Here is a 26143-nt window from a genome sequence, read left to right on the forward strand (position 1 = left end):
CATGACCGACCGTCAGTACCGCACCCTCCGCGTGGACCGCGACGACCGGGTCGTCACCGTCACCCTGGACAGACCGGCCGTGCTGAACGCCCTGAGCAGTGAGCTCCTGGGCGAACTCGTCGACGCCCTGACGCCGCTGGACCGTGACCCGGAGGTCGGCTGCTTCGTGGTCGCCGGTTCCGAGCGGGCGTTCGCGGCCGGCGCCGACATCTCCGAGATGGCGTCCCGGACGGCGCCCGAGATGGCCGCGGACGACTACTTCGCCGGCTGGGAGGCGTTCGCCGCCCTGCGCACTCCGAAGATCGCCTCGGTGGCCGGGTACGCGCTCGGCGGCGGCTGTGAACTCGCCATGATGTGCGATCTCGTCATCGCCGCCGACACCGCCGTGTTCGGACAGCCGGAGATCCGGCTCGGGGTCATCCCGGGCATCGGCGGAACGCAGCGCCTGACCCGCCTGATCGGCGCCGCCCGGGCCATGGACATGATCCTCACCGGTCGCACCATGGACGCCGCCGAGGCCGAGAGGGCCGGCCTGGTCTCCCGGACCGTACCCGCGGACCGGCTCGCCGAGGAGACCGCCGAGGCGGCGCGGACCATCGCCGGGCACAGCAGGCCCGCCGTGCTCGCCGCCCGCGAGGCGGTCCAGCGGGCCCTGGAGACGGGCCTGCGCGACGGGCTGCTGTTCGAGCGCCGGGTCTTCCACGCCCTGTTCGCGACCTGCGACCAGAAGGAGGGCATGCGGGCGTTCCTGGAGAAGCGGGACCCGGTCTTCACCGGCCGGTGACCACCCGCCCGCACCGGCCGGCGGCCCGCCCGCCACCGGACCTTCGCGCCTGACCCGAGGCCGTACCGGTGCGGGGCGGGACGGGCGCCGAGGACGACGGCAGCCGCCTCGGGGCCGACCGCGGCGCCCTCCCTCGCAGCACGCCCTAGGTGACTGGTGTTAATCGTGTGAGCTCGCGTCGGTTCTTCAACGTGTGCCAGGCTGCTTGGTGTTGGTCGCTGGGTGTGGGGAGAGGTTGAGCGATGGCAGTGGGCCGGACCCCGATGCAGCCGGGGTTGCTCTCCTCCACGGCGGGTTTCTGCGAGGGTCGGCTGGCGCCGAACTCGATCTACGCGGTGCTGCACCGCGAGTGCCGGGCGTTGTTCCCCGATGAGATGTTCGCCGATCTGTTCGCCGAGGACGGCCGCAGGTCGGTGCCGCCGGTGATCGTGGCGGTCGTGATGGTCCTGCAGCGCCTGGAAGGCTTGTCCGACCGTGAAGCGGTCGAGCGGTTCGCATTCGATGTCCGCTGGAAGTACGCCGCCGGCGGGCTGGACTTCGATCATCCCGGGTTCGTGCACACCGTCTTGGTGGACATGCGCGCGCGGCTGGCCGCGTCCGCCCGCCCGGACCGGATCTTCGAGCGGACGGTGGACGTGGCCGCCCAGGCCGGGCTGGTGGGTCGTCGGCGGGTGCTGGACTCGGCTCCGGTCTATGACGCCGTGGCCACGCAGGACACCATCACGCTGATCCGCTCGGCCGTCCGCGGCCTGCTGCGGGCGGCCGATCACGGGCTGCGGGCCGAGCTGCGGGCGCAACTGACCAGCGGCGATGCCTACACCGACACGGCCAAGCCGGTCATCGACTGGACGGACGCCGGTGAGCGGGAGGCGCTGATCGATTCGCGGGCCCGGGACGGGTACGCGCTCTTGGCCGTGCTGGAGGGCCGGGTGCTGGAGCCGGAGGCGGACCAGGCCGCGCGCCTGCTGGCCACCGTGCTCGGCCAGGACCTGGACCAGGACGGTGACGGAGTGTTCCGGATTGCCCGGAAGGTGGCCACGGACCGGGTCATCTCCACGGTCGATCCCGAGGCCCGGCACGGGCACAAAACCGTCAACCGGTCCTTCGACGGCTACAAGGGGCACGTGGCCGAAGACCCCGACAGCGAGGTCATCACCGCAACCGCAGTCACTGCGGGCAACGCCGGCGACGCCGAGCCCGCCGCCGAGCTGCTGGCCGACGTCCTGAACGCGCCCGCCCCGAACGAAGGGGCCGCGGGTGAGCGGGCCGAGGTCTACGGCGACGCCGCCTACGGGACCGGACCGCTGCTGGCCGAGCTGGACGGGGCCGGCGTCGAGGTGATGGTCAAAGTGCAGGCCGCCAACGCGCCCGGCGGACGGTTCTCCAAGGACGCCTTCACCGTCGACCTGGGGGCGGGGCAGGTCACCTGCCCGAACCAGGTGACCGTCCCCATCCGCCCGAAGTCCGACGGCCGTGGGGCGGCCTGCTTCAAGGCCGCCTGCGCCGCCTGCCCGCTCGCGGCCCAGTGCACGACCGCCAGGGACGGACGCGTCATCACCATCGGCCCGCACGAGGAACACCTGGCACGCGGCCGGGCACGCAGCGCCGACCCGGCCTGGCTGGCTACCTACCGGGCCACCCGGCCCAAGGTCGAACGCAAGATCGCCCACCTCATGCGGCGGCGACACGGCGGACGCCGGGCCCGGGTGCGGGGGCGGGCCAAGGTCGCCGCCGACTTCTCCCTGCTGGCCGCCGCCGCCAACATCGCGCGGCTCGGCGTGCTCGGAATCATGTCCACAGCCGCTGGAAACTGGGCCATCGCCACCGGCTGACCGGCCAGCAAGGCCCAGGGCACACACGAACGACCGCACCCGGACGCACCAAACCCTCAACAGCCTCAAGACCAGGCCACGGGCCGCCCGGAGCACCGCCCCGGCGACACGCCCCTGACGCCCCAGTGACGACACCGCACGCCCAGGAAGCCCCGCTTAACACCAGCTACCTAGGGCGTGTTTCGAAAGTCCCGCCTGCCTGGCGGCGTCTGGCACGCACGCTCGCCGCGTTGTCGGGCTCGCCCCGATACATCCAGTATCGGGGCGACCCTCCGCCTTGCGATCGCACGCACCAGACGCCGCCAGACCTGCCCTTCGGGCAGACGACGCTACTTTCGAAACACGCCCTAGCGGGCGCGCCCCTCGGCCGGCCGGCCGGCCGGAGTCGCCGACGGCCGGCCGGTGTCGGTCTGCTGCAGTTCGACCAGGAGCTGGTTCTGCCCGGCCAGCAGTTCGGTCAGGATCCTGCGGGCCGCGCGAAGCAGTTCGGCCACGTCGCCGCCCGCGAGTGCGTAACTGACGGTGGAGCCCTCGCGGATGGACACGACGATGCCCGCGCGGCGCAGGACGGCCAGTTGCTGAGAGAGGCTGGACGGCTCGATCTCGATGTCGGCGAGCAGGTCCCGCACCGGGAGAGGCCCGTGCTGCAACAGCTCCAGGACCCTGATGCGCGCCGGGTGCCCGAGCATACGGAAGAACTCCGCCTTCGCTTGATACAGAGGGACTCGCATGTCGCTCTTCCTGCCGTGTCCGGATGGCTGCCCACGGCGCGGCCGCGCCCGAAGCGGCCGCGCCGTGGGTTCCTCGTTGCTCATGTTCCCTCGGCCCGGGCGACTTCCGTTCGCGAGTTGGGGCCTTTCCCATGTGATGACTTGAAGAAGTCTTCACATGGTGGGCAGAAGTCGGCCCGGGCGCGGGCAGGTCAGACCTCGAGCTGGGACTCGACCCGCTTGAGCTGATGGCGGGCCATGGCCAGATTCGAGTTGGACCTGTCGATCACGAGGTAGAGGAACAGGTCGTTGCCGTTCCGGCCGGTCACCAACCGGATGAGGTGGTACTGCCCTCCGAGCGTGATCAGGATGTCCTCGATCTGGCTCTTCAGGCCCAGGTGCTCCATGGTGCGGACCTTGGCCCGGATCACGTCCGTGTTCCCGGCCGCCGCGACCATCAGGTCCAGGTCGTTGCCACCGCCCAGGGTTCCGAGAGCCATGCCGCTGGTGTAGTCGACGACGGCCGCTCCCAGCGCGCCCTCGACCCCGGTCATGAGCTCCTTCAGCGACACTTCCACGCTCGCCATCGGCGCCTCCCCTTGATTGCTGCAACGGGAACCGGCTTCTGGTCCCCGCCTCGTGACCAGCACCGTAGGCCGACCGAAGGGGCATCAGGCGGATCTGCCCGACAATGCCCCACAGTGATCGATAAGTTGTTTATACGATCATCTCGGAACGGGGGGTGAGGCTTTCGGGAAGGGACGGGCGCGGTCCGGTTGCGGGGGGCGGGTCTCGCGCACCGGGCAGCGGAACCCGTGCGGATGTGATGCCCGGTCAGGGGGGAGCGCCGGCCGCAAGGTGGACTTGGCGCTTCCGTCGGTGTGTGTTCACGTCGCGTTCGTGACGTGATCGTCGATCGCACGTACGTTCTCGCCCACTTGTGCTTTCTCTGTGAGGAACGGGATCGATGAGGTCTGCGACGGAACGGCCGTGGCCTTCGGCCTGCGGGGCGCCGCCCACAGCGCCGGCGTCCCGGACGGCAGCACCGTCACCTACCGCGAGGCCGGCCCGGCCGCGGACCTCTCCTTCGTGGCCGGCAGCGACACCGTCAAGGAGCTGCCGACCCTGCACGACCGCACCGCCCCCACCGAGTGGGTGTTCCCGCTGGCCCTGACCGGGCTGACCGCCACGCTGGACGACTCCGGCACGGTGCTGCTCACCGGCGCCGAGGGCATCGTACGCGCCGCCGTCCTGGCCGGCTGGACGGAGGACGCGGGCACCGACCCCGACGCCCACCAGGGCGAGGTCTCCAGCGGCGTGCGCTACGTGCCGAACCTCATGAACACACCCTCTGGATGGAAGAATCTGGGCACCGTCGTGGACTCCCGAACCGGGATGGAGGTCCCGACCCGATGACCACGCCGATCCGACCGACAGCTCGTTGAGGTCAGTTGAGGAGTGCCGATGCACCGGGCCGTCGAAGAGATGCGACGGATCATGCCGCCGCCCGAAGCCGGTGACCCGGTCGACTGGGACAGCGTGCGGCCGCCTGAGTACGAGTCATGGCGGGACGAGGAACGCCGCCTGCTGGCGGAAGAGGACTGAGGGGGCGTCCTTCTCCGCGTGGCGTCCACCCGGGGGAGGGTGCCTGCGGCGGCCGTTCTCCCGCTGACGGGGCGGCACCAGCCGGTGATCCGTACGGGGTGCCGCGGTCGGCGGCATGCTCTGCACGGACGCCTCACCCGGCGCCGCGCACGGGGTTGCCACCCGCCGCGCGGCCGTGCCTGGCGGACCGGGCACCAAGGTCCGAGGGTCCGCCCGGTGCGGCCCCCAAGACCGCGGTGTCAGCCGCTCCGGCGGGCGTAGGCGCGGGCGGCGCGCGCCCGGTCGCCGCAGCGGGTGGAGCACCACTGGCGGCGTCCGTGGCGGAGCAGGTAGCGGTTGCAGGGGGCGGAGCCGCAGGCGGTCAGCCGCTGGGCGTCGGGGCCGGTGAGGAGGTCGGCGGCGTCGGCGGCCAGCGCGGCGAGGGCGTGGTCGACGATCTTCGTGGTGGGGTGGGGTGCCGCGCGGTAGGGGCCGGTCCTGTCGTCCCACCGCAGCACGGCGGCGGTGGAGACGCGGGTCATGGCGTCGTTGACGGCGGTGAGGGCGGCGGGAAGGGCGGGAACCTCCGCGGCGTAGGCGGCCAGCAGGGACCTGATCTGTTCGCGCAGTGAGCGCAGTTGCGCCGCGCACATGTCCTGCATGCCGATGTCCACGGGGGCGAGCCCGTGTCCGGTCAGCCAGCGGTTCGCCTGCGCGGGAGTGCCCAGGAGGTCGACCGTGTGACCGCCGGGCAGCGCGACCGCGCTGTTGGCCAGAGCGAGGGAGAGGTGTTCCTCCTCCCCCTGCGCGGGCGGCAGTACGGGTTCTTCCATCACCGGCTCATCCATGGCTCTCATGTTAAGGCTTGCGCGTATCCGTGAGAAGCGACTACGGTCATCTCACGGTTCAAGCGACTCTATCCGTGAGGTGTCTTTCGTCGTGTCCTCCGCCGCGTCTTCTCTCCCGGCAGTTCCCGGTCAGTTCCCGGTCCGTGTCCTCGGTGGCCCGACCGCCGTGTTCGAGTACGGCGGCCTGCGCTTCCTGACCGACCCGACCTTCGACGGCCCCGGTGACTACCCTCCGCGCCTCGCCAAGACGGCCCCCGCGGCCGCCACCCCCGCCGAAGTCGGCCCCGTCGACGTGGTCCTGCTCTCGCACGACGAGCACGCCGACAACCTCGACATCTCCGGCCGGGCCCTGCTCGCCGATGTCCCCCTGACTCTCACCACACCCGGTGGCGGACAGCGGATCGGCGGGAACGCCAAGGGTCTGCACGACGGGGAGTCCGTCGTGCTGGAGCGCCCCGGCGGCGGCACGCTCACCGTGACCGGCGTCCCGGCGATCCACGGACCCGGCCCGCGCGAGGCGGTGGAGAGCCTCCTCGGCCAGGTCGTGGGCTTCGTCCTCACCGGTGAGGGGCTGCCCACCGTCTACGTCAGCGGCGACAACGCCTCGCTCGACGCGGTCGAGGAGACGGCCCGCCGCTTCGGCCCGGTGGACACCGCCGTCCTCTTCGCCGGCGCGCCGCGCATCCCCGTCCTGTTCGACGGCCGCTGCCTCGTCCTGGACAGCGCCCAGGCCGCCGAGGCCGCGCGGATCCTCGGGGCCCGCCGTGTGGTCCCGGTCCACTACGACAGCTGGGCCCACTTCACCGAGGGGCGTGAGGACCTGGCGGCGGCCTTCGCCGCCGCGGGGCTGGCCGACCGCCTGGACTGGGGCCGGCGCGGCTGACCCCGGCCGGACGGCTCGGGCCGGCCGCCGTGCCGGACCCTGTGCGGCGGCCGGTGCCGGGCTCCGTGCGCGCCGGCTCCCCGGCCGGGCGGAAGGGGGTCCCGGCCCGGCCGGCGGTGGCGCCCCGAGGCGGGCCGCCCGTGCCGGGTGAGCCGTGTCTCACCGTCGCGGCGTTGCTATGCAACGAGGTGCATAGCAGGATGGCGGGCATGGCGCTCGACCACGCGATCCTCGTCTCCCTGCTGGAGAAGCCGGGTTCCGGCTACGAGCTGGCCAGACGGTTCGAGCGGTCGATCGGGTACTTCTGGACCGCCACCCACCAGCAGATCTACCGCGTGCTCAAGCGCATGGAGAGCGACGGCTGGGTGGACGTCCGGGACGTCCCGCAGTACGGGCGGCCGGACAAGAAGGAGTACTCCGTCGCCGGGCCCGGCCGGGACGCGCTCTCCGCCTGGCTCCACGAGCCGACCCAGCCCGAGAGCGTGCGGCACGACCTGGCGGTGAAGATCCGGGGCGCCGCCTTCGCCGACCCGGCCGTTCTGATCGGCGAGGTCGAGCGGCACCGGCAGACGCACACGGACCGCCTGGCCCACTACCTCGCGGGCGAGGCCCGTGACTTCGGGACACCCGCGGCGGACGGACCGCTCGACGCCGAACGGGAGCTCCAGCACGTGGTGCTGCGCGGCGGCATCGCGTACGAGCGCATGATGATCGCCTGGCTCGACGACTGCCTCGCCACCCTCGCCCGCTTCGGCCCCGCTCGCTGACCGGCCGAGCAGGCGCACCGGGTCCCGTGTCCGGACCCGCCCTCACCCCTCCCAGCCGAAAGGCGGCACTCATGGCCGATGCGCTGCTCTTCAACCCGCGGACGTACGACCCCGCGCACTTCGACCCGGAGACCCGCAGGCTGCTGCGCGCCACCGTCGACTGGTTCGAGGGGCGGGGCAGGCGCCGGCTGACCGAGGACTACCGGAGTCGCGCCTGGCTCGGCGACTTCCTCGCCTTCGCCGCCGAGGAGGGACTCTTCGCGACCTTCCTCACGCCCGCCTCCGCCGCGGGCGCGGGCGAGGGCGACAAGCGCTGGGACACCGCCCGCATCGCCGCCCTCAACGAGATCCTGGGCTTCTACGGCCTCGACTACTGGTACGCCTGGCAGGTCACCGTCCTCGGCCTCGGTCCCGTCTGGCAGAGCGGAAACCCCGCCGCCCGTGAGCGCGCCGCGGAACTGCTCTCCCGGGGCGAGGTGTTCGCCTTCGGCCTGTCCGAGAAGGCGCACGGTGCCGACATCTACTCCACCGACATGCTGCTGGAGCCCGACGGCGCGGGCGGCTTCCGGGCGACCGGCTCCAAGTACTACATCGGCAACGGCAACGCCGCCGGTCTCGTCTCCGTCTTCGGCCGCCGCACCGACGTCGAGGGCCCCGACGGCTACGTCTTCTTCGCCGCCGACCGCCGCCACCCGGCGTACCACCTGGTCAAGAACGTCGTCGACTCGTCGAAGTACGTCAGCGAGTTCCGCCTGGAGGACTACCCCATAGCCCCGGAAGACGTCCTGCACACCGGCCGCGCCGCCTTCGACGCCGCGCTCAACACGGTGAACGTGGGCAAGTTCAACCTGTGCACCGCCTCGGTCGGCATCTGCGAGCACGCCATGTACGAGGCCGTCACGCACGCGCAGAACCGCATCCTCTACGGCCGTCCCGTCACCGCCTTCCCCCACGTGCGGCGCGAGTTGACCGACGCGTACGTCCGGCTCGCCGGCATGAAGCTGTTCAGCGACCGCGCCGTCGACTACTTCCGCACCGCGGGCCCCGACGACCGCCGCTACCTCCTGTTCAACCCGATGACGAAGATGAAGGTGACCACCGAGGGCGAGAAGGTCATCGACCTGATGTGGGACGTCATCGCCGCCAAGGGCTTCGAGAAGGACAACTACTTCGCCCAGGCCGCCGTCGAGATCCGCGGCCTGCCCAAGCTTGAGGGCACCGTCCACGTCAACCTGGCGCTGATCCTGAAGTTCATGCGCCACCACCTGCTCGACCCGGTCGCCTACGAGCCCGTCCCGACCCGCCTCGACGCCGCCGACGACGTCTTCCTCTTCCGGCAGGGGCCGGCCCGCGGCCTCGGCTCGGTGCGCTTCCACGACTGGAGGCCCGCCTTCGACGCGTACGCCCACCTGCCCAACGTCGTACGGTTCCGCGAACAGGCGGACGCCCTGTGCGAGTTCGTGCTCACGGCCGCCCCGGACGAGACGCAGAGCCGGGACCTCGACCTCCTCCTGGCCGTCGGACAGCTCTTCGCGCTCGTCGTCCACGGACAGCTGGTCCTCGAACAGGCGGCCCTGACGAGCCTCGACGAGGACGTCCTGGACGAGTTGTTCGCCGTCCTGGTGCGGGACTTCTCCGCGCACGCCGTCGAACTCCACGGCAAGGACTCCGCGACCGAGGAGCAGCAGAGCTGGGCGCTCGGAGCGGTCCGGCGCCCGGTCGTCGACGGGGAGCGCTCGGGCCGCGTCTGGCAGCGGGTCGAGGCCCTGTCGGGGGCGTACGAGATGGCGCCCTGACGCCCCGGCGCATCCCCGGACCGGCCCGCCGGGTACGACTGCTGCCGTGCCCGGCGGGTCGGACCGCACCCTGCCGTCCCGCCGTGCTGCCCGCCGGGGCTCACTGCCCGGGGGTCAGCGGGTGAGGGCCAGGAAGCGCTCCACCGCCGTCCGGGCCTGGGCGCGGACGGCCTCCCTGCCGGGCGCCCGCTCGCCCAGGAGGACGCGGATCTGGAGGTCGCGGACCGTCAGGCCGTAGAGCAGCTGGAACGCCTCCTCCGGGTCGTCGATGCGGAGGTGTCCCTCGTCGGACAGGCGGCCCAGGAAGGCCGCGACAAGAGGGCCGGTCGCGTGGCGGCCGTGCCGCAGCACCAGTCCGGCGAGTTCCGGCGAGGTCATGGCAGCCCGGTTGAGGGCCACCGAGACGTCACCGACGAGCAGCGTCAGCAGGTTCTCGGCGACGGAGGTGAGCACGGCCTGCGGGTCGGCCGGAGTGCTGATCGCCCGTGTCACCGCCGAGTTCACCTGCTCGGCCTGCTGCTCGATGAGCGCGGCGAGCATCCCCTGGCGGCTGCCGAACCAGGTGTACAGGCTCTCCTTCGAGGAACCGGCACGGCGGGCGACGGCCTGCATCGTGGTGCCCGCGACCCCGTGTTCGCGCAGCTCGGCGAGTGCCGCGTCGAGCGCGGCCTGACGCCGCAGCTCCCCTTCGCCCGACCTGGGGCGGCCCCGGCGTGGGCGATGCTCCGCAGCCATGTGAACCTCCGGTGTTCCCAATATCCGAACCGATGGGTACGATTAAAAGCGTACTCACTGGTTCGATTCTAGTCGGCTCTGGAGGCCCTCCATGTCGCAGCCTCTGTCCCTTCCCTCACCGCGCACGACGTCCGCTCCTGCGGCCGCCAGGACCGCGGACGGCGCCCGGCGGGCCCGTGGTCCGGTACTGGCCGCGGCGACGCTGGCCATGGGGCTCATCGCGGGCTTCTTCTACGCCTACGCCTGCTCGGTCATGCTCGGCCTGGCACGGGTGGACGACCGTACGTTCATCGACACCATGCAGTGGATCAACGCCACGGTGCGGAACGGGTGGTTCGCCCCCAGTTTCTTCGGTGCGCTCGCCCTGACCGGGGCGGCCGTGGTGCTGCACCTCCCGCGCGGCGCGAGGCCGGTCCTGCTGTGGACCGCCGCCGCCTTCGTCCTGTACGCGACCGCCTTCGGCATCACCTTCGGGGTCAACGTCCCGCTCAACGAGGACCTGGCCGCAGCCGGCGACCCGGCTTCCCTCGGCGACGCCGCCGCGGTGCGGGCCGCCTTCGAGGAGCGCTGGGTGGCCTGGAACACCGCCCGCACCGTCGCCTCCGTCGCGGCGCTTGCCTGCCTGCTCCGCGCGCTGGTCCTGCACGGCCGCACCACGCGACGGCAGGGGCGGACCTCCTCGGGCGACCGCCCGGCCCGATGAGCCGCTCGGCTGCCGCCCCACAGCAGGCGGGGCTCCGGGAACCGGACGGCCCCTCCGGCGGGTCGCACCGCGACTCCCGCCGCAGCGAGCCGCCGAGGCCTGCGTGCGCGTGCTCGGTCACCTCCCGCTCGCATGCTCGGGGCGACACCGGCGCCGAGGTGTTCTTGGCAGCGGGCAGACGCAGGGTTAACGTGCCTCGACCGCGTTCTCCCGTAGTTCTCCCGCAGTTCTCCCGTACCGTCGATCCGTCTGTCGACCTGCCGTGAGAGGACCTCCATGTCCGCACGTCGTAGCGCGGCGGTGACCGCCACCCTGGCCGCCGCCGCACTGGTCTCCCCCCTGCTCGTCGCCGGCCCCGCCACCGCGAGGGCCGAGCATCCGAGCTGGTCCCACCGGGGCGACGCACTGGCCAGAAAGCTCGTCAAGCAGTCCACGGCCGTGGGCGCCTTCCGCCATCTGAGGGTCTTTCAGGCGATAGCCGACCACAACGGCGGTACCCGGGTGGCCGGTTCGAAGGGCCACCAGCAGTCGGCCGCCTACGTGGAGGCGCTGCTCAGGGCCGTCGGCTACAAGGTGTCACGCCATGAGTTCGACTTCGTCTTCACCGACGAGATCGCCGAGTCCCTCTCGGTGGTCTCGCCCGCGCCGCGCGACATCCCGATCCAGCTGATGACGTACACCGCCAGCGGCCCCGAGGAAGGGGTGACCGCGGACATCGCCGTCGCTCCCGTGGACGCCGACAACACCCACGGCTGCGAGCCGGGCGACTTCGCCGCCGGCGCCTTCACCGGCAAGATCGCGTTGATCAAGCGCGGCGGCTGCACCTTCGCCCTCAAACAGGCCAACGCCCACGCGGCGGGCGCGGTCGGCGCCGTCGTCTACAACAACACCGCGGGCACGCTCAACGGCACGATCGGCGACCCGGCGCTCGGCAGGATCCCCACCGGCGGCATCACCCAGGCGGACGGCGAGGCGCTGGCCGCCGAGGCGGCCGACGGCCCGGTGCGGGTCACGCTCGACATACGCGAGCTCCGGGAGAACCGGAAGACCTTCAACGTCGTGGCGGAGACTCGCGGCGGCGACGCGGCCGACACGGTCTTCCTCGGAGCGCACCTGGACTCGGTCTCCGACGGCCCCGGGATCAACGACAACGGCTCCGGCTCGGCCGGCATCCTCCAGGTCGCGCTGAAGCTGGCCAAGTCCCAGCACAAGATCGAGAACAAGGTGAAGTTCGCCTGGTGGTCGGCCGAGGAGTTCGGACTGCTGGGCTCGGAGGACTACGTCGCCTCGCTGACGGAGGAACAGAGGAAGCAGATCAAGCTCTATCTGAACTTCGACATGATCGCCTCGCCGAACGCCGCCTACTTCGTCTACGACGGCGACGACTCGGACGGCACCGGCGCCGGTCCCGGCCCCGAGGGCTCGGCCCAGCTGGAGAAGGGGATCAACGACTTCCTCGACTCGAAGCACATCCCGCACGAGGGCACCGACTTCACCGGCCGCTCCGACTACGGCCCGTTCATCGAGGCCGGCATCCCCTCCGGCGGCACCTTCACCGGTGCGGAGGGCATCAAGACCGAGGCACAGGCGGCGAAGTTCGGCGGCCGGGCGGGCGTGGCGTACGACGTGAACTACCACGCCCCCGGCGACGACATCGACAACATCGACATGCGTGCGCTCGACGTCAACGTCGACGTCATCGCCGACGCGGTCGGCCACTACGCGTACGACCTCGGGCCGCTCACCCGGCCGGTGGACTCCTCCCCGACGGACGGGAGCTCCGGAAGCGGCGGCGGCCTCCACGACGGCCACGATCGCGCGGCCGAGTAGGCGGCCCGCTCACCCGCCCGGTGCGGCCCCGTCACGAGGCCGCACCGGGCCGGACATCCGCACCGGGCGAGGAGCCCGTCCCTTCTCAGCGCCGGGCACCGTCCCGGTGGCCGCGGCGGCAGCCGTGGGGCGGGCCCGCGGCGTCACCGCCTCGGGCCTGCCCGCCTCGGGCCTGCCCTCCTCCGGCCGGCCCGCCGCTTCTCCGGCTCGGAGCGGGGCCGTCCGGGGCGGAACCCGCGTCGCCTCGCCCGGGCGGGACCACACGGCCGGGATCACGCGGCCGGGCGAGGGAACGGCGCCGGTCCGGCAACCCTGCCCCGGCGGGGTTCGGTCCCGGCTGCGACGGACCTGGTCCCGAGTGTCCTGTCCCAGTCAACTGTGGGCAGGGCGGGGGTCTGATCTGCGGTGCCTACGGTTGAGTGGGACAGAGCGGGTGGTTGGTGTCCCGATCAACGGTAGGCAGCCGCAGCCGTGGTGTCTGTCGAGGGGGCCGGTCAGGTCAGTTTGGCACTGTGAGGCTGTAGCGGAGTTTCGCCTTGGAGTTCCCGCCGAGGCGGTCGTAGAAGCGGACGGCTCCTTCGTTCCAGACGGGTGTCTGCCACTGGATCTCGGTGAGGCCGAGGTTGCGTGCCTCGGCTGTCACGGCATCCATGAGCAGTGCACCGAGACCGGAGCCCCGGCTGTCGGAGTTCAGGAAGAGGCAGTCCATGTGGAGGAATTCGCGGCCCTCCCAGGTGGAGAGTTCGGGCGTGCAGGTGGCGTAGCCGACGACCTCTCCGTCGGGCAGCTCTGCCACCAGGCAGCGCAGCCGTGGTGTCGGGGTGTCGAAGAGCAGGGCTCTGAGTCGGTGCGCGAGGTCGGGGGCGGGTGGCGAGGCTTGTTCGTAGGCGGCGTGCTCGGCAGCCAGTTCGGCGATGCGCGGCAGATCGTCGGGGCGTGCATGCCGCACGTTCGGGGCGTTGTTCACTTGATGGTTCCGGTCAGGGTGTCCGCACCCCAGGCGGCAAGGCGCTTCGTGATCGGGCCGCTGCCGTCGAGGACATGCAGTGAGAACGCGTCGCGTTCGTGGGCCAGGACGGCGGCTTCCCAGACACACGGGGCAAGGCCGGTGCGGCCCGGGCGGAGCTGGTCTGGGTGTCCGGCCGGTCCGGTGAAGATGGCCAGGTCGGACATGTACCCCTCGATCCAGCTGTGTACCAGGACGTAGTCGCCGTCGCCGCCGGCATGCATGATCAGGACAGCGAGCCCGAGCGACCCGCGGGTGCGGCCGAGCTCCAGGTGTGCCGCGGCGATCCGCAGGGCGGCGGCGATGTCCTGTTCCGTCACCGTGCGGCCTGGAGCCTGAAGGGAGTAGGTCTTCACCAGGTGGCCGCCGACATCTCGAGTGCCTGCACTCCGTGCGGTGCGCTCGTGGTGCCCCTGGGCCAGGGTGAGCAGTGCTTCCGTGTCCACTGCCGCCGGCAGTTCCTCGCGATCACTCATTCGTCCATCATGCAGTACGCGTTTTCGACCGGATCCTCGAACCGATTCAAGGACAGTCGTCAGAGGCTGGCCGGGCGCTACGAAGAAGGTAATGGGCAAGAGGCCCTCGACCGGTCTGGCTGTGGCCTCGATGCTTGTGCTCCGCCACTCGGTGTTGAGGGGGGAAGGGGCCGGCGCGGACGAGGACGCAGCCGCCGGCGAGCTGCTTGTTCGGTGCTGCGTCCCTTGTGGCCGGGAAGGTGCTGGACGGACATCGAGGCCACCGAGCCCAGCGTCCGCTCGACATGCGGCTGAAGGAGATCCCCAGCGACTGACAGGCCGAGCGGAAGGTGTCGGAGATGTAGGCCTTGCCCCGGTCACAGACGATCGTCTCCGGCGTGATCACCGGAACGGCCGCCGCCTGGGCCAGCCGCTCGTCCAGAACCATGAGCGAGGCGTGCGGCAGCACCGAGCGGGACATCCGCACAGCATCCGCCCAGCCCGGCCGCATCGGCTCCGGCGTCATCGCCCTCGCCGGCAGCAGCGCGGCGTCCACGGCCTTCGTCGACGGCCGCAGCACCGCCGCGGCCGGCGTGCGGGTCGCGATGTCCACGATGCCGGTCGGTTCGACGGTGTCCACCGTGCCGTCGTCGTGAACGACCAGCACATCCAGTGGAGTCGAGTCGATCTCCATCACCTCGCCCGGCCGGGCCGCGGTCAGCCGGCCGAACATGCCGTCCGGCTGCTTGGGCAGCGAACGGCGGGTGGGCCGAACCCCATGTGTGACGGCCGGAGGCGACCGTCTTCAGCAGCCGGTGGAAGGCTGTGCGCGACGGCAGCGGCACCATCCCGGGTCCGTGTTCGGCCTCCGGCTCGCGTTCCATCCGGCGCCGCGGCACCTGTGCGGAGACCGTGGACCGGCCTGCCGCAGGTCGCCGACCAATACCAGCGGCACCAGTTGCCCTGACCTCGGAAAGCCGGGAACCGGCGCTCGGGCCGTACGGACTCGAACCGGGCCGGCCACAGACGTCCCGAAGATCCGTGCTCATGGATGCCGGTCGCGCCGACGTACTCCGGCTCGACCGGCATCCGCCGACACCTCGCGCACACCCATCCAGGCCTCCGGTACGGCGCCGACCAGCCGCTTCGACCGTGGAATCGCCGTGACCGCCGTACCTGCACAAGACCGGCACTCTCCGCAAGCTGCCTACACACGACCCGGACGCAGCCGCACATGCCTGCAGAAGTGCGGGACTGCCCACACATCGCAGAGACAGGACACCGAGCGCGTTCCTACCGCTGAGTAGTTACGTGCGTGCGCAATCGTGATGCTCAAATCCAGCTCAAATCTGATGACGCTGGTCATCCCGGCTCCCTACTGTCCTCCGCAGCCGAGGAGGACGGAGTCGTACGGCGATGACCGGAGCACCGGGGCCGGGGAGGCGGGGGCTGCCGCGCACAGCGCGGCCGGCGGTGCCGGACTCTCCGTAGGTCCCTCACCTTCCCCGGAACCGGCGCGGATCGGGCTTCCCGCCATCCGCGACGAACCGGATGTCTCTCGTAGAGACGGAAGTTCTCCCGGCGAGGTTGCGCGCGGACCCCTCCCCGGTGCTGCGCACCGTGGCGCCGAGACCTCGCGTCGACGATCCGGCGGCACGGGCCTCGTCGTGCCCGCGACCTCGTACGTGATCCCGCCCCACGGCATCGCCCTGATCACACACCTGATCAACAAAGGAAGTTCACCATGAAGCTCCACAGAGTTCCCGTCGCGGCCGCGGCAGTGCTGGTCCTCTCCGTGACCGCGACGGCGTGTATGGGTGACGATGATCAGGGCGCCGGTTCGGGGTCCCACAGCGGCGAGACGATCAGGATCGGCATCAAGTTCGACCAGCCGGGGCTGGGCCTGAAGGAGCCCGGCGGAGAGTTCTCCGGCTTCGACGTCGACGTGGCGAGATACGTGGCCGAGGAGCTCGGCTACGACCCCGCCCTGATCGAGTTCGTCGAGACCAAGAGCGCCGACCGCGAGAACGCGCTGACCAGGGAGGACGTCAAGTTCATCGTCGCGACCTACTCGATCACCGACGAGCGCAGGGAGAAGGTCGACTTCGCCGGCCCGTACCTGCTGGCCCACCAGGACCTGCTGGTCAAGGCCGGCTCCGACATCAAGGACGGCCGCGACCTCGACGGCGGGAAGCTGTGCTCGGTGGCCGGTTCCACCTCGGCGCAGAACGTCAAGAACGACATCGCGCCGAACGCCCAGCTCAAGGAGTACACCTCCTACTCGGAGTGCCTCGCCGGCCTGCAGAGCGGGGCCGTCGACGCGGTGACCACCGACGACTCGATCCTGGCCGGCTTCGCCGCGCAGAAGCAGTACGAGGGCCAGTTCCAGCTGGTCGGTCTGAAGCTGAGCAACGAGAACTACGGCATCGGTGTGAAGAAGGGCGACACCGCCACCGTGGAGTCGGTGAACAAGGCCCTCACGAAGATGGTCAGCGACGGTTCCTGGGGCAAGGCCGTGAAGGCCAACTTCGGCCTGATCTACCGCTACGAGCCCGCGCCCAGGATCGGCGTCGTCAAGGGCTGAGGCGGCCCCGCTCCGGGGGCACCCCGCCGGCGGCTCCCGAGGCCGGGAGAACCCTCCGCGAGGCGGGCGGCAGCACACCCCCGAGGTCCGGACGGACGCGGTGACGACACGGACGCGGTGACGACGGGGAGGGACCCGACGGCGACGAGGACGCCGGCCGGCGCCGGGCGTGAGGTCCGGGCGGAAGCCGCAGGGCCCCAGCGCCCGGTGCCGGTCTGCCGCGCCGCCCTGCCGCCCGCGCCGCCCCGTCGCCCGCGCCGCCCCGTCGCCCGGGCCGCCCGGCCCCGGCCGCGCGACGGTGACCCGGCGGCCGGGCGGAGGCCGCACCGGCGGTGGCGAGGCGCCCGCGGGGGGCCACCGCACGACGTGTCCGATAATCGGGTGCACACCGCGGCCGGCGGTGGGAGGCTCCCTGGATGCCGACTGTTGAAACCTCCCCTTCCGTGTCCCTCGCCTACGAGACGTTCGGCGACCCCTCCGACGCAGCCGTGCTGCTGGTGATGGGCTTCGGCACGCAGATGACCGGCTGGCACGAGGACTTCTGCCGTGCGCTGGCAGGGCGGGGCCGCTATGTGATCCGGTACGACAACCGCGACTGCGGACTGTCCACCAGGTTCGACGACCACCCCGTCGACCTGGGCCGCTTCATCGCCGCGGTGAGCGCGAACGACGTCGCGTCCGCCCTCGCGATGGCGCCCTACACGCTCCGGGACATGGCCGACGACGGGCTCGCGCTGCTCACCGCCCTAGGGATCGAGCGTGCCCATGTGGTCGGATCCTCGATGGGCGGCATGATCGCCCAGACGATGGCGACCAGCCGGCCCGACCGGGTCCTGACCCTGACCTCGATGATGTCCTCGACCGGCGAGCCCGAGTACGGCCGGTCCAGCGCCGAGGCGCAGGCCGTGCTCTTCAGCCCGAGGCCGTCGGACCGTGAGGGATACATCGCGGCGGCGGACCGGGAACTCGTGTGGGCCTCCAAGCGCTACGGCAACCCCGCGACGCTCCGTCAGCAGGCCGCCGAGAGCTACGACCGCGCCCACTACCCGGCCGGAGTCGGCCGCCAGCTGGCGGCGATGATCCTCGACGGCTCGCGCGCGGCGGCGCTCCGTGAGCTTCGGCTGCCCACCCTGGTGATCCACGGGCTGGACGACACCCTGATCGACCCCAGCGGCGGGAAGCGGACCGCGGAGCTGGTGCCCGGCGCGACACTCATGCTGGTCCCCGACATGGGCCACGACCGGCCCCGGGAGCTCTGGCCGACGATCATCGACGCCCTGACGGCACACACCGCCTGAGCGCCGGACGCCCTGCGGAACGACGCCCTACCGGCGCCGTGCTCCGCGCCGCAGGCACCCTGCGCCCGCGGCGCGGAGGCCGGGCCGTGAGCCCGCTCCACGGAGGAAGGCGCAAGGCCTGCGGCGGCGGTCAGCCGGCTCCTCCCGCGATGTGGGCGGCGCCGGCGGCGTCGGCGGCGAAGAGATCACGAAGGCCGCGCGCCGCGCCGGACGCCTTCCTGCGCAGCCCCTCCGGGGTGGCGGCCCGCAGCGTCACGTTCGCCATGCGGTGGCCGGAGTCCTCCCGGGCCGCACCGGCCGTCGCCACCTCGTCGACACCGTCGACGCCGTCGAGCCCGCGGACCGCGGCCGCGGTCACCCGGGACCTCACCCGGCCGGCTCGGACCGGGAAGGGAGGGAAGTACCCCATCACGTAGTCGTCCGCACGCGCGCCGGGCGGCGACGGGGGCGTGCCGAGCGCGACGCAGAACGCGGACCGGACCAGATCCGTGCCCCCGACGAGACGGAGCAGCCGGTTGAGGTGCCCGCCCACCCGGCCGTTGACCTCGATGACGTCCACGCCGTGCGGGGTGAGCCGGACCTCGGTGTGGGTGACGCGCCACCGTACTCCCAGGGCCTCCAGGCAGTCCCGCACGTATCCGCAGACGGCGTCGTGCAGGTCCGCGGGCAGCTGGGATGCCAGGACGTCCCCGGTCACGCTGACGGCGTCGGCGCCGTCGCGGCCTCCGTGCGGGACGACCTCGACCGGCAGCTTGTCGAACACGGCGACCGTCTCGTGAGTGCCGCCGCCGCTCACCGTCTCCACCGAGACGAAGTCGGCGAGCCAGTCCGGCCGCACCGGATGAGCACCCCGCGGCAGCAGGGTCTCCAGGGTCAGTCCGGCCCAGCGGGTCCGTGCCGCCCGCTGGTACTCGACGTCCCGCAGGTCGCGGAGGAAGGCCACCCCGGACCCGCCGGCTCCGCGCCGGGGCTTGAGCACACACGGCAGAGCCAGTTCCGCGACGGCGCGGTCGAAGTCGCGCAGGCGGTCCACCCGGCGGCAGCGGACCCCGGTGAGTCCCGCCGCCAGCAGGCGCCGTCGCTGAACGCACTTGTCCCACGGGGACCGGACGGCCGGCGCCCCCGGCAGGTCCAGCGCCCGTGCCACGTCATCGGCGTCCTGGACATGCGCGTCGTGGAAGGTCGTGACCCCGGTGAGCGCCAGGGAGGCGGCGGTGCGGGCGAGTTGCGAGGCGGGGGACACCGCGACCGGGAAGAGCCGCTCCGCCGCGTCGACGACGTCGCCGTGGGCGCACGCGACGTCCTCGGTGAACAGCAGGACGGGTTCGCACACACCGGCGGCGGACCGTTCGATGTCGCTCAGGTCCGCGCTGCCCGCAGGCGAGTGGATGACCGCCACCCGGGGAAGATTCACGTTCCGGCCTCCTGACCGCCCCCTGACTCGTCGCCGGCCGGTGCGTGTCCGCTGCGCCGGCCCGGCGCTGTGCACTTCGAGCAAACGGGCTCGCGAGCACGGCCGGGATCCCCCGATCGGACCGTTCGCCGGCCGGTACCGCCTCTCCGAAGGGGGGATGCGGCCGGGCAGGACCCGGAGCGGCGTGCGGGGAGCGAGGGGCGCGTCACGCGTGCGGAGCACCGGTATCCGCCCGGCCCTGCGGCGGACATGGACACAGGCAGGGGACCGGACGGCGGCGCCGACACGCCCGGGGCCGGTCGGGCGGGGCCGTTCCACGCTCGCACCGAGCCCGTCGCGTCCACCGCCGGCCGGCCACCGCGCCGGTGGAACCGGCCGTCCCCCGACCGGAGGAGACACGGGAGGCCGGGCGGCCCTCGTCCTGCCCGGCGGACGCGCTCCGGCGGAGCCGCTCAGGACGCGCCGGGGGGCGTGAAGGCGGGGTGCGGCGCATCGGTCCCGCGCACCAGATACGTCGTCAGGAGACGCCCGCTCGCCCTCTCCGCCGCCGGACTGGCGGGCAGCGGCCACCGCAGCTGCCGGTACAGGTCGGTCCGGTACAGGTCGACGGCCGCCTCGACCAGGTCGGCGAAGGCGCGGGCCCGGGCGGGGAGCAGAAGGAGGCGGCTGACCGTGACCCCCGCGGCGCTCACCGGCAGGGCCCACGGGGTCCAGACCGTGAAGGCCGAGAACAGCAGTCCCCACAGGACGCCGGCGACCGCGCCGTCCAGAGCCGTCCGTGCCGCGATGAGGTCCTGCCTCGTCTGGCCGGGCAGAAGCAGCCACAGATGGGGCCAGACCGCCACCGGGTCCAGGCCGTACTTGTCCGCCGGGCGGCTCTCCCCGGCGCGGAGGATGTTGCCCACCCTGGTCGGCATGTAGCGGTCGGGCCGGCTGGGCCAGTCCCGGCGGCGGCGGTCCAGCTGCTGGAACCGGGCCCGCTGTTCCGCCGTGGCGCGCTCTGCTGCGACCTCGTCCGCCAGCTGACGGAGCTCGGTGAGGACGCGCCGTGCCGACCGCCGGGTCCACCTCAGGAGCAACGGCCGCAGGAACGCCAGCGGCCGGGGAAGGTAGCCCTCGATCAGCCGCAGGGTTCCCTCGACCGCCCAGCCCACCGCCACGCTGCTCGCGACCACGCAGAGGAGCAGGGCGAGGAGCGTCGCGATCTGCCCCGCGGCGGACTGACGCTGAAGCCAGGCACCGCGGTCGGCGAGCCTGTCCCAGCCGCCATGGCCGAGCAGCCAGGCGAGCAGCCCGCCCGCCCAGAAGACCAGCGCCGGCCCGGCCGTGCCCGCCCACCGGTCGGCGAGCTTGCCGCCGACCGACTCCCAGAACGTGCCTGTCACGCGGGGCCGGCTTCCGCGCGCCGCAGGCGCGCGCCATGGGTGGGGCACTCGGGGATGTGTTCACCGACGTCGAAGCGGTACCAGATGACGTCGCCCTCGGGGCAGTGGAACCGGTCGACGTCGACGATCTCGCCGTCGCCCAAGAGCCGCACCTCCCGGACGCGGGGCGGGCGGTGCGCCGGATCGGCGAGAACGGCCGACGCGAAGGCGCGCAGGGTCGCGTCGGCCGAGAAGGCGGCCGCGAGTGCCTCGTCGACGTCGTCGCCGTGCACGGCCCGGACCAGCAGGGAGGCGAGGAGCTGGTCCATCTGCTCCGCCCGGTCGGCCCCGAGGAGCATCCCGAGGTGTCCGCGGACTGTCCTGGCGGTGATCAGAAGGTCGTCGCTCACATTCATCCACCCCCGGACAAGTCAATCACAACCCTGTGTGTCCGGCGAGGAGTTGAGGGACGATGGCGACATCGTGCGTGGAGTCGTCCACCGGGGGAGGAACCGTGACCGGACCCGGCCGTCGTGTGACGGTGCAGTACGAGCCCGCGGCGGTCGCTCCGGTGCTCGCCGACATGCTGGCGCTGGGTCCGTACGACGTCGGCGACTTCGTCGCCGCCCACACCCTGCTCCTCGACGGCTACGACATGGCCGCGGCGGTCAGGCTGGCCTGCGGGCTCGAACCCCGTGCGGACCTGGACCCCCTGACAGCCGGACAGTGGAGCAACATGGGCCTGCTCCATCTCTACCGGGGGGAGAGCGAGGAGGCCGTCCGGGCGCTCGACCGCGCGCGGACGCTGGGCGGCCGGGAGGAGCGGACCGTCGCCGACATCTACCTCGGCTCCGCGTACCGGGCCCTGGGAGACGACGCCGCGGCGGTCTCCGCCCTGGAACGCGCGGTGGCCGCCGGAACCCGGGAATCGGGCTTCGCCGCCCAGGCGCTCGCGATGCTGGTGGTGAGCGACGAGCCGGAGCGGGCCGTCGAGCTGCTGTCGTTCGCGGCTCGCGAGGAGGGCGCCTCCGGCGGTCAGGCGGCGTTCGATCTGGCCGTGCTCCTCGCCGACCGCGGTGACCGGGCCGGAGCGGAACGGGCGTACCGGCAGGCGATCGCGCAGGCCGCTCCCTCCACCAGGGCGTGTGCCGCCAACAACCTGGGCAATCTGCTCAGCAGGACCGGCGACCCGGAATCCGCGGAGGCGGCCTTCCGGATCGCCATCGCCGAGGGGCTGGCGGACTCGGCGGTCAACCTCGGCCTGATGTGCGCCGAACTCGGCAGGGTGAGCGACGCGCTCGCCGCGTACCGCACGGCCGCGGACATGCCCGACTCCGATCAGCAGGCCCGGGCCCTGACCAACATCGGTGAACTGTTCCTCACCGCCGGACGCTTCGAGGAGGCGGAGCACGCCCTCGAAGCGGCCCTCGCCACAAACCACCCCGAGCACGCATGGCGCGCCCGGTTCGATCTCGGCTCGGCGCTGGCCAACCTCGGGCGGCGCCGGGAGGCGCGTCGCCACTGGGAGATCTGCGTGGGCGCTCCCGTGCCCCGGGTGGCGGAGACGGCCCGCGTCTGTCTGGCCGATCTGGACCGCGGCCTGGTGCCGAGCCGGCCGCAGGACGAGACCTGCTCCCCGGTGCCGGAGCCCGGACAGCTCGCCCGGTCACTGGCGGAGCAGCTGTGCGGCACGGAGACCTGGACCGATGCGCGGGCCCTGCTCCTGGCCCACCCGGAGAGCATGCGGGCCGTGGCGGAGGTACTCGCCCGGAACGCGGCGAAGGCCGAGGCGGAGGGGCAGGACGGCGGCGCGCGGGCCTGGCGCCAGCATCAGCATCTGGTGGAAGTGTGCCTGGAGAAAGGCATCGACGGGGCCTTCGCCGAGAAGTCCGGTGTCGCGGGCATGGCGGACGACGCGATGGCCGTACGGTGCCTGGCCCTGACGGAGGCCGTCAAGAGCCACCGTGCCACCGGGACACGGGCCGAGAGCGCCGCGCGGGCAGTGTCCGGGCTGCTGGACGATCCCCGATGGCCGTGCGCCACCGAGGAGTTCAGGGTGCGGGTCCTGGTGCTGGCCGCCGAGGCGACGACCCTCGGCGGACGCGATGTGCCCGATGCACTCCGCCGGCGGATCGTCCACGAGATGCGGGAGCTGTGGCGGCGCTGCCGGCCCCGGTTCCTGGATCTGCTCCCCTACAACCTCGCCGCCGCGCTGCTGACGCACCGTAGGAGCGCCGTGTCCCTGGCGGACGCCGACGAAGCGGTGCAGCTGCTGGGGAACCTGGAGTTCGCGCAGGACGCGGCGCCCGACGCGCAGGCCCTGGTCCACAGCCTGCTGGCGGCGGCGCTCGCCCACCGGGCCCGTGCGCGTGGTGCAACGAGGGGGCGAGCCGAGGACTTCGACCGTGCCCTCGCCCTCGCGGAGGCCTCGCTCGGGCACCTCGCCGCGGCCCGGGAACTGGGCCGGGACGACCGCTCCCAGGTCCGCGGCAGCGTGCGACGGGTGCTCGACCTCCACTACGGGGCGACGCGCGACCGGAACTCCCTCGACCGGGCCATCGCACTGGGCCGCGAAGCAGTCGAGGACTGCGGTCCGTCAGGCCGGCTGACGGCCGTCCACCACCTCGCCCTGCTGCTCCTGGACCGGCGCGACGTGGGGGACGCGGCGGCCGCCGTCACTCTGCTCGGTGAGGCGGCACAGCTGGCGCCCGGCGGCAGCGAGCTCCATGAGCATGTCGTCTACCTGCTCTGCGAGACGCTCCTGGAAGAGGGCTACGCGGCGGGGGAGAACGCCCTCCCGGTACGCCGGGTCCACGCGCTGATCGCCGACAGGCTCGCGGAGGTCGACGGCGCCACGTGCGGCAGCCGCTGCCGCACGGCCATCCTGCTCGTCCGTCTCTTCGAACACACCGGAGACGTCGCCCTCGTGCACAGGGCCGTGCAGATCCTCCAGGCGACACGCGAAGCCGGGGCCGGCACAGGCGACGCGGCGCTGGCGGCTCAGGTCCACGGGTTCTGCCTCGGCGTGCTCTACGAGGCGACGGGGGACGTCGCCGCACTCCACCGTTCCGTCGCGATCCTCCGGGAGCTGACGGCCGGGAACCCTCCGGAACCGCACCTCGTCATGCAGTACGGCAACGCGCTCTACACGCTGGGGATCGCGACGGGCGAACTCCTCTGCTTCGACCAGGCGATCGAGGTTCTCGGGGCCGGCCACGAGGAACAGGCCGACCCCGAACTCGCCAGGCAGCTCGCCATCGCCCTGGAGAACCGGGGCCACCAGCTCCACGACATCGGCTCTCTCCGGCAAGCGGTCTCCCTCTACCGCAGGCTGCAGGAAGCGACCCACCCGCGGTCGGCCCTGCGATGGCGCCGCGCCGTCGACCTGGCCACCGCACAGCTCAGACTCGACGATCTGGCACCCGACCCGGCCATGCTCGACGAGGCGATCACCTCCCTGCGCGACGCGCTGCACGGCCGCCCCACCCCGCAGGTCGGCACACGTCCCCTGCACAACCTGGCAGCCGTGCTCATGCGCCGGTACGGGCGGACCCGCGCCCCCGAGGACCTGGACGAGGCCATCACCCTGGCCGAACGGTGCGTCTCCCACGAGACGACGGCGTCGGCGCTGCTGCCCGGATATCTGGCCACCCTCGGTGAGGCGTTGACCCTCAGGTACTCCCGGGACGGCTCGCAGGAGGATGCCGCGCGGGCGTCGGCAACCCTGCGCTCGGCCTGCCGGACCGCGGTCGAGCAGGGCTTCCCGCTCCGACGAGGAGCCCAGGTCTGGGCCCGATGGGCCGGTGACCGCGGCGCCTGGGCCGAAGCGGTCGAGGCCGCCGTGCTCGGCCTGGCCCACCACGAGACCTCGGTACGCACCCAGCTGGTGCGCGCCCACAAGGAAGCCGCCGCCGCCGAGCTGGGCCGGCTCAGCTGCCTGGGCGCGTACGCCTACGTTCAGCTCGGCGACACGGCCTCGGCCGCGGTCATCGCCGAGCGCGGACTGGCCGCGATGCTGTCCGAGGCCCTGGAACGCGAACCCGCCGACCTGAGCGGGCTGGAGGACGCCGGCCGCGGCGACCTCGTTCGCCGCTACCACGATCACGCGCACGCCATCGCGGAGCTGGAGGCGCTCCTCGGCACCTCGCACGAGGGCCTGCGCCGGCCGGGCACCCCCGCCACGGCGGGCCGGTGGGCGGAGCCGCTCAAGAGGCGTCGCGAGGAACTGCAGACGCTCATCGACGAGATCCGCGAGGTCGAGGGATTCCGCGACTTCCTCAAGCCGCCGGGTCTGCAGGACATCCGCGCCGCAGCCGAGGTGCGGCCCCTCGTGTACCTGCTCGCCACGCCCTGGGGTGGTCTGGCCCTCACCATCGAGCGTGGCAAGGACCGCCCGGGGCACGTCGGACTGCCCCTGAACAGCGCGAACGCCGACCTTCTCGCCGCGGGCCTGCTCAGCGCTGCGGGGCCGGCCGCGCTGCCCGCCCTCGGCGTCATCAGCGCCGCGCTCTGGACGGCCGTGATGAAGCCGGTCCTTGAGGAGATGGCCGGGCACCGGGCCATCACGCTCATCCCGGCGGGAACGCTGTCGTTCCTGCCGTTCCACGCCGCGCGGGCGTCCGCGGACCTGCGGCCCGCGCCGGGCGACACCTACGCCCTGGACCTGGTCCGCGTCACCTACGCGCCCAATGCCAGGGCACTGTCCCGAGCGGTCCGGCGCGTTCGCGGTGCGCCGGGTCCGGCCGCCCGGCTGCTCGCCGTGGACGATCCGGAACCGGACACGGCGCCGCTTCGCACCGATGCCGAGATGACCGCCGCGCTGCGGCGCTTCCCCGACCACGTCCGCCTCCGGGGCGGCGAGGCCACCGCGGCCCGCACACTGGAGCACCTGCCCGCCTGCGACGTGCTGCACTTCGCCTGCCACGGAGTCGTGTCACACCTGCGCCCTCTGGAGAGTTCGCTGCGGCTGTCCGGCGGGCAGCACCTCCGGCTCGGCACCCTCATGGACACCCGGATCGATGCCAGGCTGTGCGTGCTGTCGGCCTGTTCCACCACGGTCTCCGGGGTCCAGTCCTCCCATGAAGCGGTCAGTCTGTCCTCCGCGTTCCTGGTCATCGGCGCCGCCGGTGTCGTCGCCGCGCAGTGGCAGGTGCCGGACGAGGCGACCAACCTGCTCATGGCGGCCTTCTACGCGTACTGGGAGGACGGCACGGAGCCCTCGACGGCGCTGCGGCGGGCGCAGCTGTGGCTGAGGGACAGCACGAACGAGAAGCTTCGGCAGCGCTTCCCCGACGCCGTGGGCCCCGGCCCTTCCGGGAGCGTCCCCCGGCTGCTGTGGGCGGGGACGCAGCCCTACGCGCACCCGTACTTCTGGGCGGGCTTCACGTACACGGGCCACTGAGCGAGCCGGCCGCGCCCAGACATGCGGACGAGTACGGCTGCGCCGGCCCGGTGGCCCGCCCGGCCGGGCCCGGTCGCTGCCGACTTGCCTTGGAGTGTGCTCCAGGTCGTAGCGTCGTGGACACCGCGTGAGGCCCGCTGCCCGGCATG

At 72.5% G+C, this 26143-nt stretch carries 22 protein-coding genes; 12 read left to right on the forward strand and 10 right to left on the reverse strand.

Annotated features, from left to right (window positions below):
- Position 1: 1 nt before the first annotated feature.
- Both AC5K6T_RS14665 and AC5K6T_RS14670 read left to right on the forward strand, forming a co-directional pair.
- Positions 2-784 carry an enoyl-CoA hydratase-related protein gene (locus tag AC5K6T_RS14665; RefSeq protein ID WP_493209063.1) on the forward strand — a complete coding sequence of 261 codons (783 nt, stop codon included), beginning with the start codon at positions 2-4 and terminating at the stop codon, positions 782-784.
- 242 nt (positions 785-1026) lie between these two features.
- Positions 1027-2616, forward strand: a complete 1590-nt coding sequence (locus AC5K6T_RS14670) for an IS1182 family transposase (protein ID WP_493204997.1) — start codon at positions 1027-1029, stop codon at positions 2614-2616.
- A 347-nt stretch (positions 2617-2963) separates the two neighbouring features.
- Here the strand turns inward: AC5K6T_RS14670 and AC5K6T_RS14675 are convergent, their stop codons facing one another.
- Both AC5K6T_RS14675 and AC5K6T_RS14680 read right to left on the reverse strand, forming a co-directional pair.
- Complete coding sequence (locus AC5K6T_RS14675) at positions 2964-3347, reverse strand: ArsR/SmtB family transcription factor (RefSeq protein ID WP_493209065.1); 384 nt, start codon at positions 3345-3347, stop codon at positions 2964-2966.
- Positions 3348-3538: 191 nt separating this feature from the next.
- A complete protein-coding gene (locus AC5K6T_RS14680; protein WP_493209067.1) occupies positions 3539-3913 on the reverse strand; it encodes a roadblock/LC7 domain-containing protein in 375 nt (124 codons plus the stop codon).
- A gap of 364 nt (positions 3914-4277) precedes the next feature.
- Between AC5K6T_RS14680 and AC5K6T_RS14685 the strand changes: the two genes are divergently transcribed.
- Both AC5K6T_RS14685 and AC5K6T_RS14690 read left to right on the forward strand, forming a co-directional pair.
- Positions 4278-4742, forward strand: coding sequence for a hypothetical protein (locus AC5K6T_RS14685; RefSeq protein ID WP_493209069.1), 465 nt, complete (start codon positions 4278-4280; stop codon positions 4740-4742).
- 48 nt (positions 4743-4790) lie between these two features.
- Positions 4791-4931, forward strand: a complete 141-nt coding sequence (locus tag AC5K6T_RS14690; protein WP_493209071.1) for a hypothetical protein — start codon at positions 4791-4793, stop codon at positions 4929-4931.
- Positions 4932-5170: 239 nt separating this feature from the next.
- Here AC5K6T_RS14690 and AC5K6T_RS14695 read toward each other — a convergent pair whose 3' ends face one another.
- A complete protein-coding gene (locus AC5K6T_RS14695) occupies positions 5171-5758 on the reverse strand; it encodes a CGNR zinc finger domain-containing protein (protein ID WP_493209072.1) in 588 nt (195 codons plus the stop codon).
- A gap of 79 nt (positions 5759-5837) precedes the next feature.
- Here AC5K6T_RS14695 and AC5K6T_RS14700 point away from each other — a divergent pair, with 79 nt between their 5' ends.
- The 3 genes from AC5K6T_RS14700 to AC5K6T_RS14710 all read left to right on the forward strand — a co-directional run bounded on the left by AC5K6T_RS14700 (position 5838) and on the right by AC5K6T_RS14710 (position 9204).
- Positions 5838-6641 carry an MBL fold metallo-hydrolase gene (locus AC5K6T_RS14700; protein ID WP_493209074.1) on the forward strand — a complete coding sequence of 268 codons (804 nt, stop codon included), beginning with the start codon at positions 5838-5840 and terminating at the stop codon, positions 6639-6641.
- A 209-nt stretch (positions 6642-6850) separates the two neighbouring features.
- Positions 6851-7408: a PadR family transcriptional regulator gene (locus AC5K6T_RS14705; protein ID WP_493209075.1), complete on the forward strand. Its 558-nt coding sequence runs from the start codon at positions 6851-6853 to the stop codon at positions 7406-7408.
- Between the two features lie 71 nt (positions 7409-7479).
- Entirely contained in the window at positions 7480-9204 is a 1725-nt protein-coding gene (locus AC5K6T_RS14710; RefSeq protein WP_493209077.1) for an acyl-CoA dehydrogenase family protein, read from the forward strand.
- A gap of 114 nt (positions 9205-9318) precedes the next feature.
- Here the strand turns inward: AC5K6T_RS14710 and AC5K6T_RS14715 are convergent, their stop codons facing one another.
- Complete coding sequence (locus tag AC5K6T_RS14715; protein WP_493209078.1) at positions 9319-9939, reverse strand: TetR/AcrR family transcriptional regulator; 621 nt, start codon at positions 9937-9939, stop codon at positions 9319-9321.
- 91 nt (positions 9940-10030) lie between these two features.
- Here AC5K6T_RS14715 and AC5K6T_RS14720 point away from each other — a divergent pair, with 91 nt between their 5' ends.
- Both AC5K6T_RS14720 and AC5K6T_RS14725 read left to right on the forward strand, forming a co-directional pair.
- Positions 10031-10642: an anthrone oxygenase family protein gene (locus tag AC5K6T_RS14720; RefSeq protein WP_493209079.1), complete on the forward strand. Its 612-nt coding sequence runs from the start codon at positions 10031-10033 to the stop codon at positions 10640-10642.
- Between the two features lie 276 nt (positions 10643-10918).
- On the forward strand, positions 10919-12472 hold the full coding sequence (locus AC5K6T_RS14725; protein WP_493209081.1) for a M28 family metallopeptidase: 1554 nt from the start codon (positions 10919-10921) through the stop codon (positions 12470-12472).
- Between the two features lie 499 nt (positions 12473-12971).
- Here AC5K6T_RS14725 and AC5K6T_RS14730 read toward each other — a convergent pair whose 3' ends face one another.
- From AC5K6T_RS14730 to AC5K6T_RS14740, 3 genes are read right to left on the reverse strand one after another with little or no spacing between them, the layout of a single operon-like run.
- Positions 12972-13439 carry a GNAT family N-acetyltransferase gene (locus AC5K6T_RS14730; protein WP_493209082.1) on the reverse strand — a complete coding sequence of 156 codons (468 nt, stop codon included), beginning with the start codon at positions 13437-13439 and terminating at the stop codon, positions 12972-12974.
- Positions 13436-13954 (reverse strand): hypothetical protein, encoded by a 519-nt coding sequence (locus AC5K6T_RS14735; RefSeq protein WP_493209084.1) that lies wholly within the window; start codon positions 13952-13954, stop codon positions 13436-13438. Before AC5K6T_RS14735 ends, AC5K6T_RS14730 begins: the two co-directional genes overlap by 4 nt.
- A gap of 46 nt (positions 13955-14000) precedes the next feature.
- On the reverse strand, positions 14001-14666 hold the full coding sequence (locus AC5K6T_RS14740) for a hypothetical protein (protein ID WP_493209086.1): 666 nt from the start codon (positions 14664-14666) through the stop codon (positions 14001-14003).
- A 1011-nt stretch (positions 14667-15677) separates the two neighbouring features.
- On the opposite strand from AC5K6T_RS14740, the gene AC5K6T_RS14745 reads away from it, so the two are divergent.
- Both AC5K6T_RS14745 and AC5K6T_RS14750 read left to right on the forward strand, forming a co-directional pair.
- A complete protein-coding gene (locus AC5K6T_RS14745; protein WP_493209087.1) occupies positions 15678-16517 on the forward strand; it encodes a glutamate ABC transporter substrate-binding protein in 840 nt (279 codons plus the stop codon).
- A gap of 416 nt (positions 16518-16933) precedes the next feature.
- Positions 16934-17815, forward strand: coding sequence for an alpha/beta fold hydrolase (locus AC5K6T_RS14750; RefSeq protein ID WP_493209088.1), 882 nt, complete (start codon positions 16934-16936; stop codon positions 17813-17815).
- 130 nt (positions 17816-17945) lie between these two features.
- Here AC5K6T_RS14750 and AC5K6T_RS14755 read toward each other — a convergent pair whose 3' ends face one another.
- The 3 genes from AC5K6T_RS14755 to AC5K6T_RS14765 form a co-directional block, all read right to left on the reverse strand.
- Positions 17946-19229, reverse strand: coding sequence for an ATP-grasp domain-containing protein (locus AC5K6T_RS14755; protein ID WP_493209090.1), 1284 nt, complete (start codon positions 19227-19229; stop codon positions 17946-17948).
- 452 nt (positions 19230-19681) lie between these two features.
- A complete protein-coding gene (locus AC5K6T_RS14760; protein WP_493209091.1) occupies positions 19682-20614 on the reverse strand; it encodes a hypothetical protein in 933 nt (310 codons plus the stop codon).
- A complete protein-coding gene (locus AC5K6T_RS14765; protein ID WP_493209093.1) occupies positions 20611-21003 on the reverse strand; it encodes a hypothetical protein in 393 nt (130 codons plus the stop codon). The genes AC5K6T_RS14760 and AC5K6T_RS14765 overlap by 4 nt, the downstream gene beginning before the upstream one ends.
- Positions 21004-21107: 104 nt before the next feature.
- Here AC5K6T_RS14765 and AC5K6T_RS14770 point away from each other — a divergent pair, with 104 nt between their 5' ends.
- Positions 21108-25994 (forward strand): CHAT domain-containing protein, encoded by a 4887-nt coding sequence (locus AC5K6T_RS14770; protein WP_493209095.1) that lies wholly within the window; start codon positions 21108-21110, stop codon positions 25992-25994.
- Positions 25995-26143: the final 149 nt, after the last annotated feature.

The organism is Streptomyces sp. B8-7 (genome assembly GCF_058833805.1).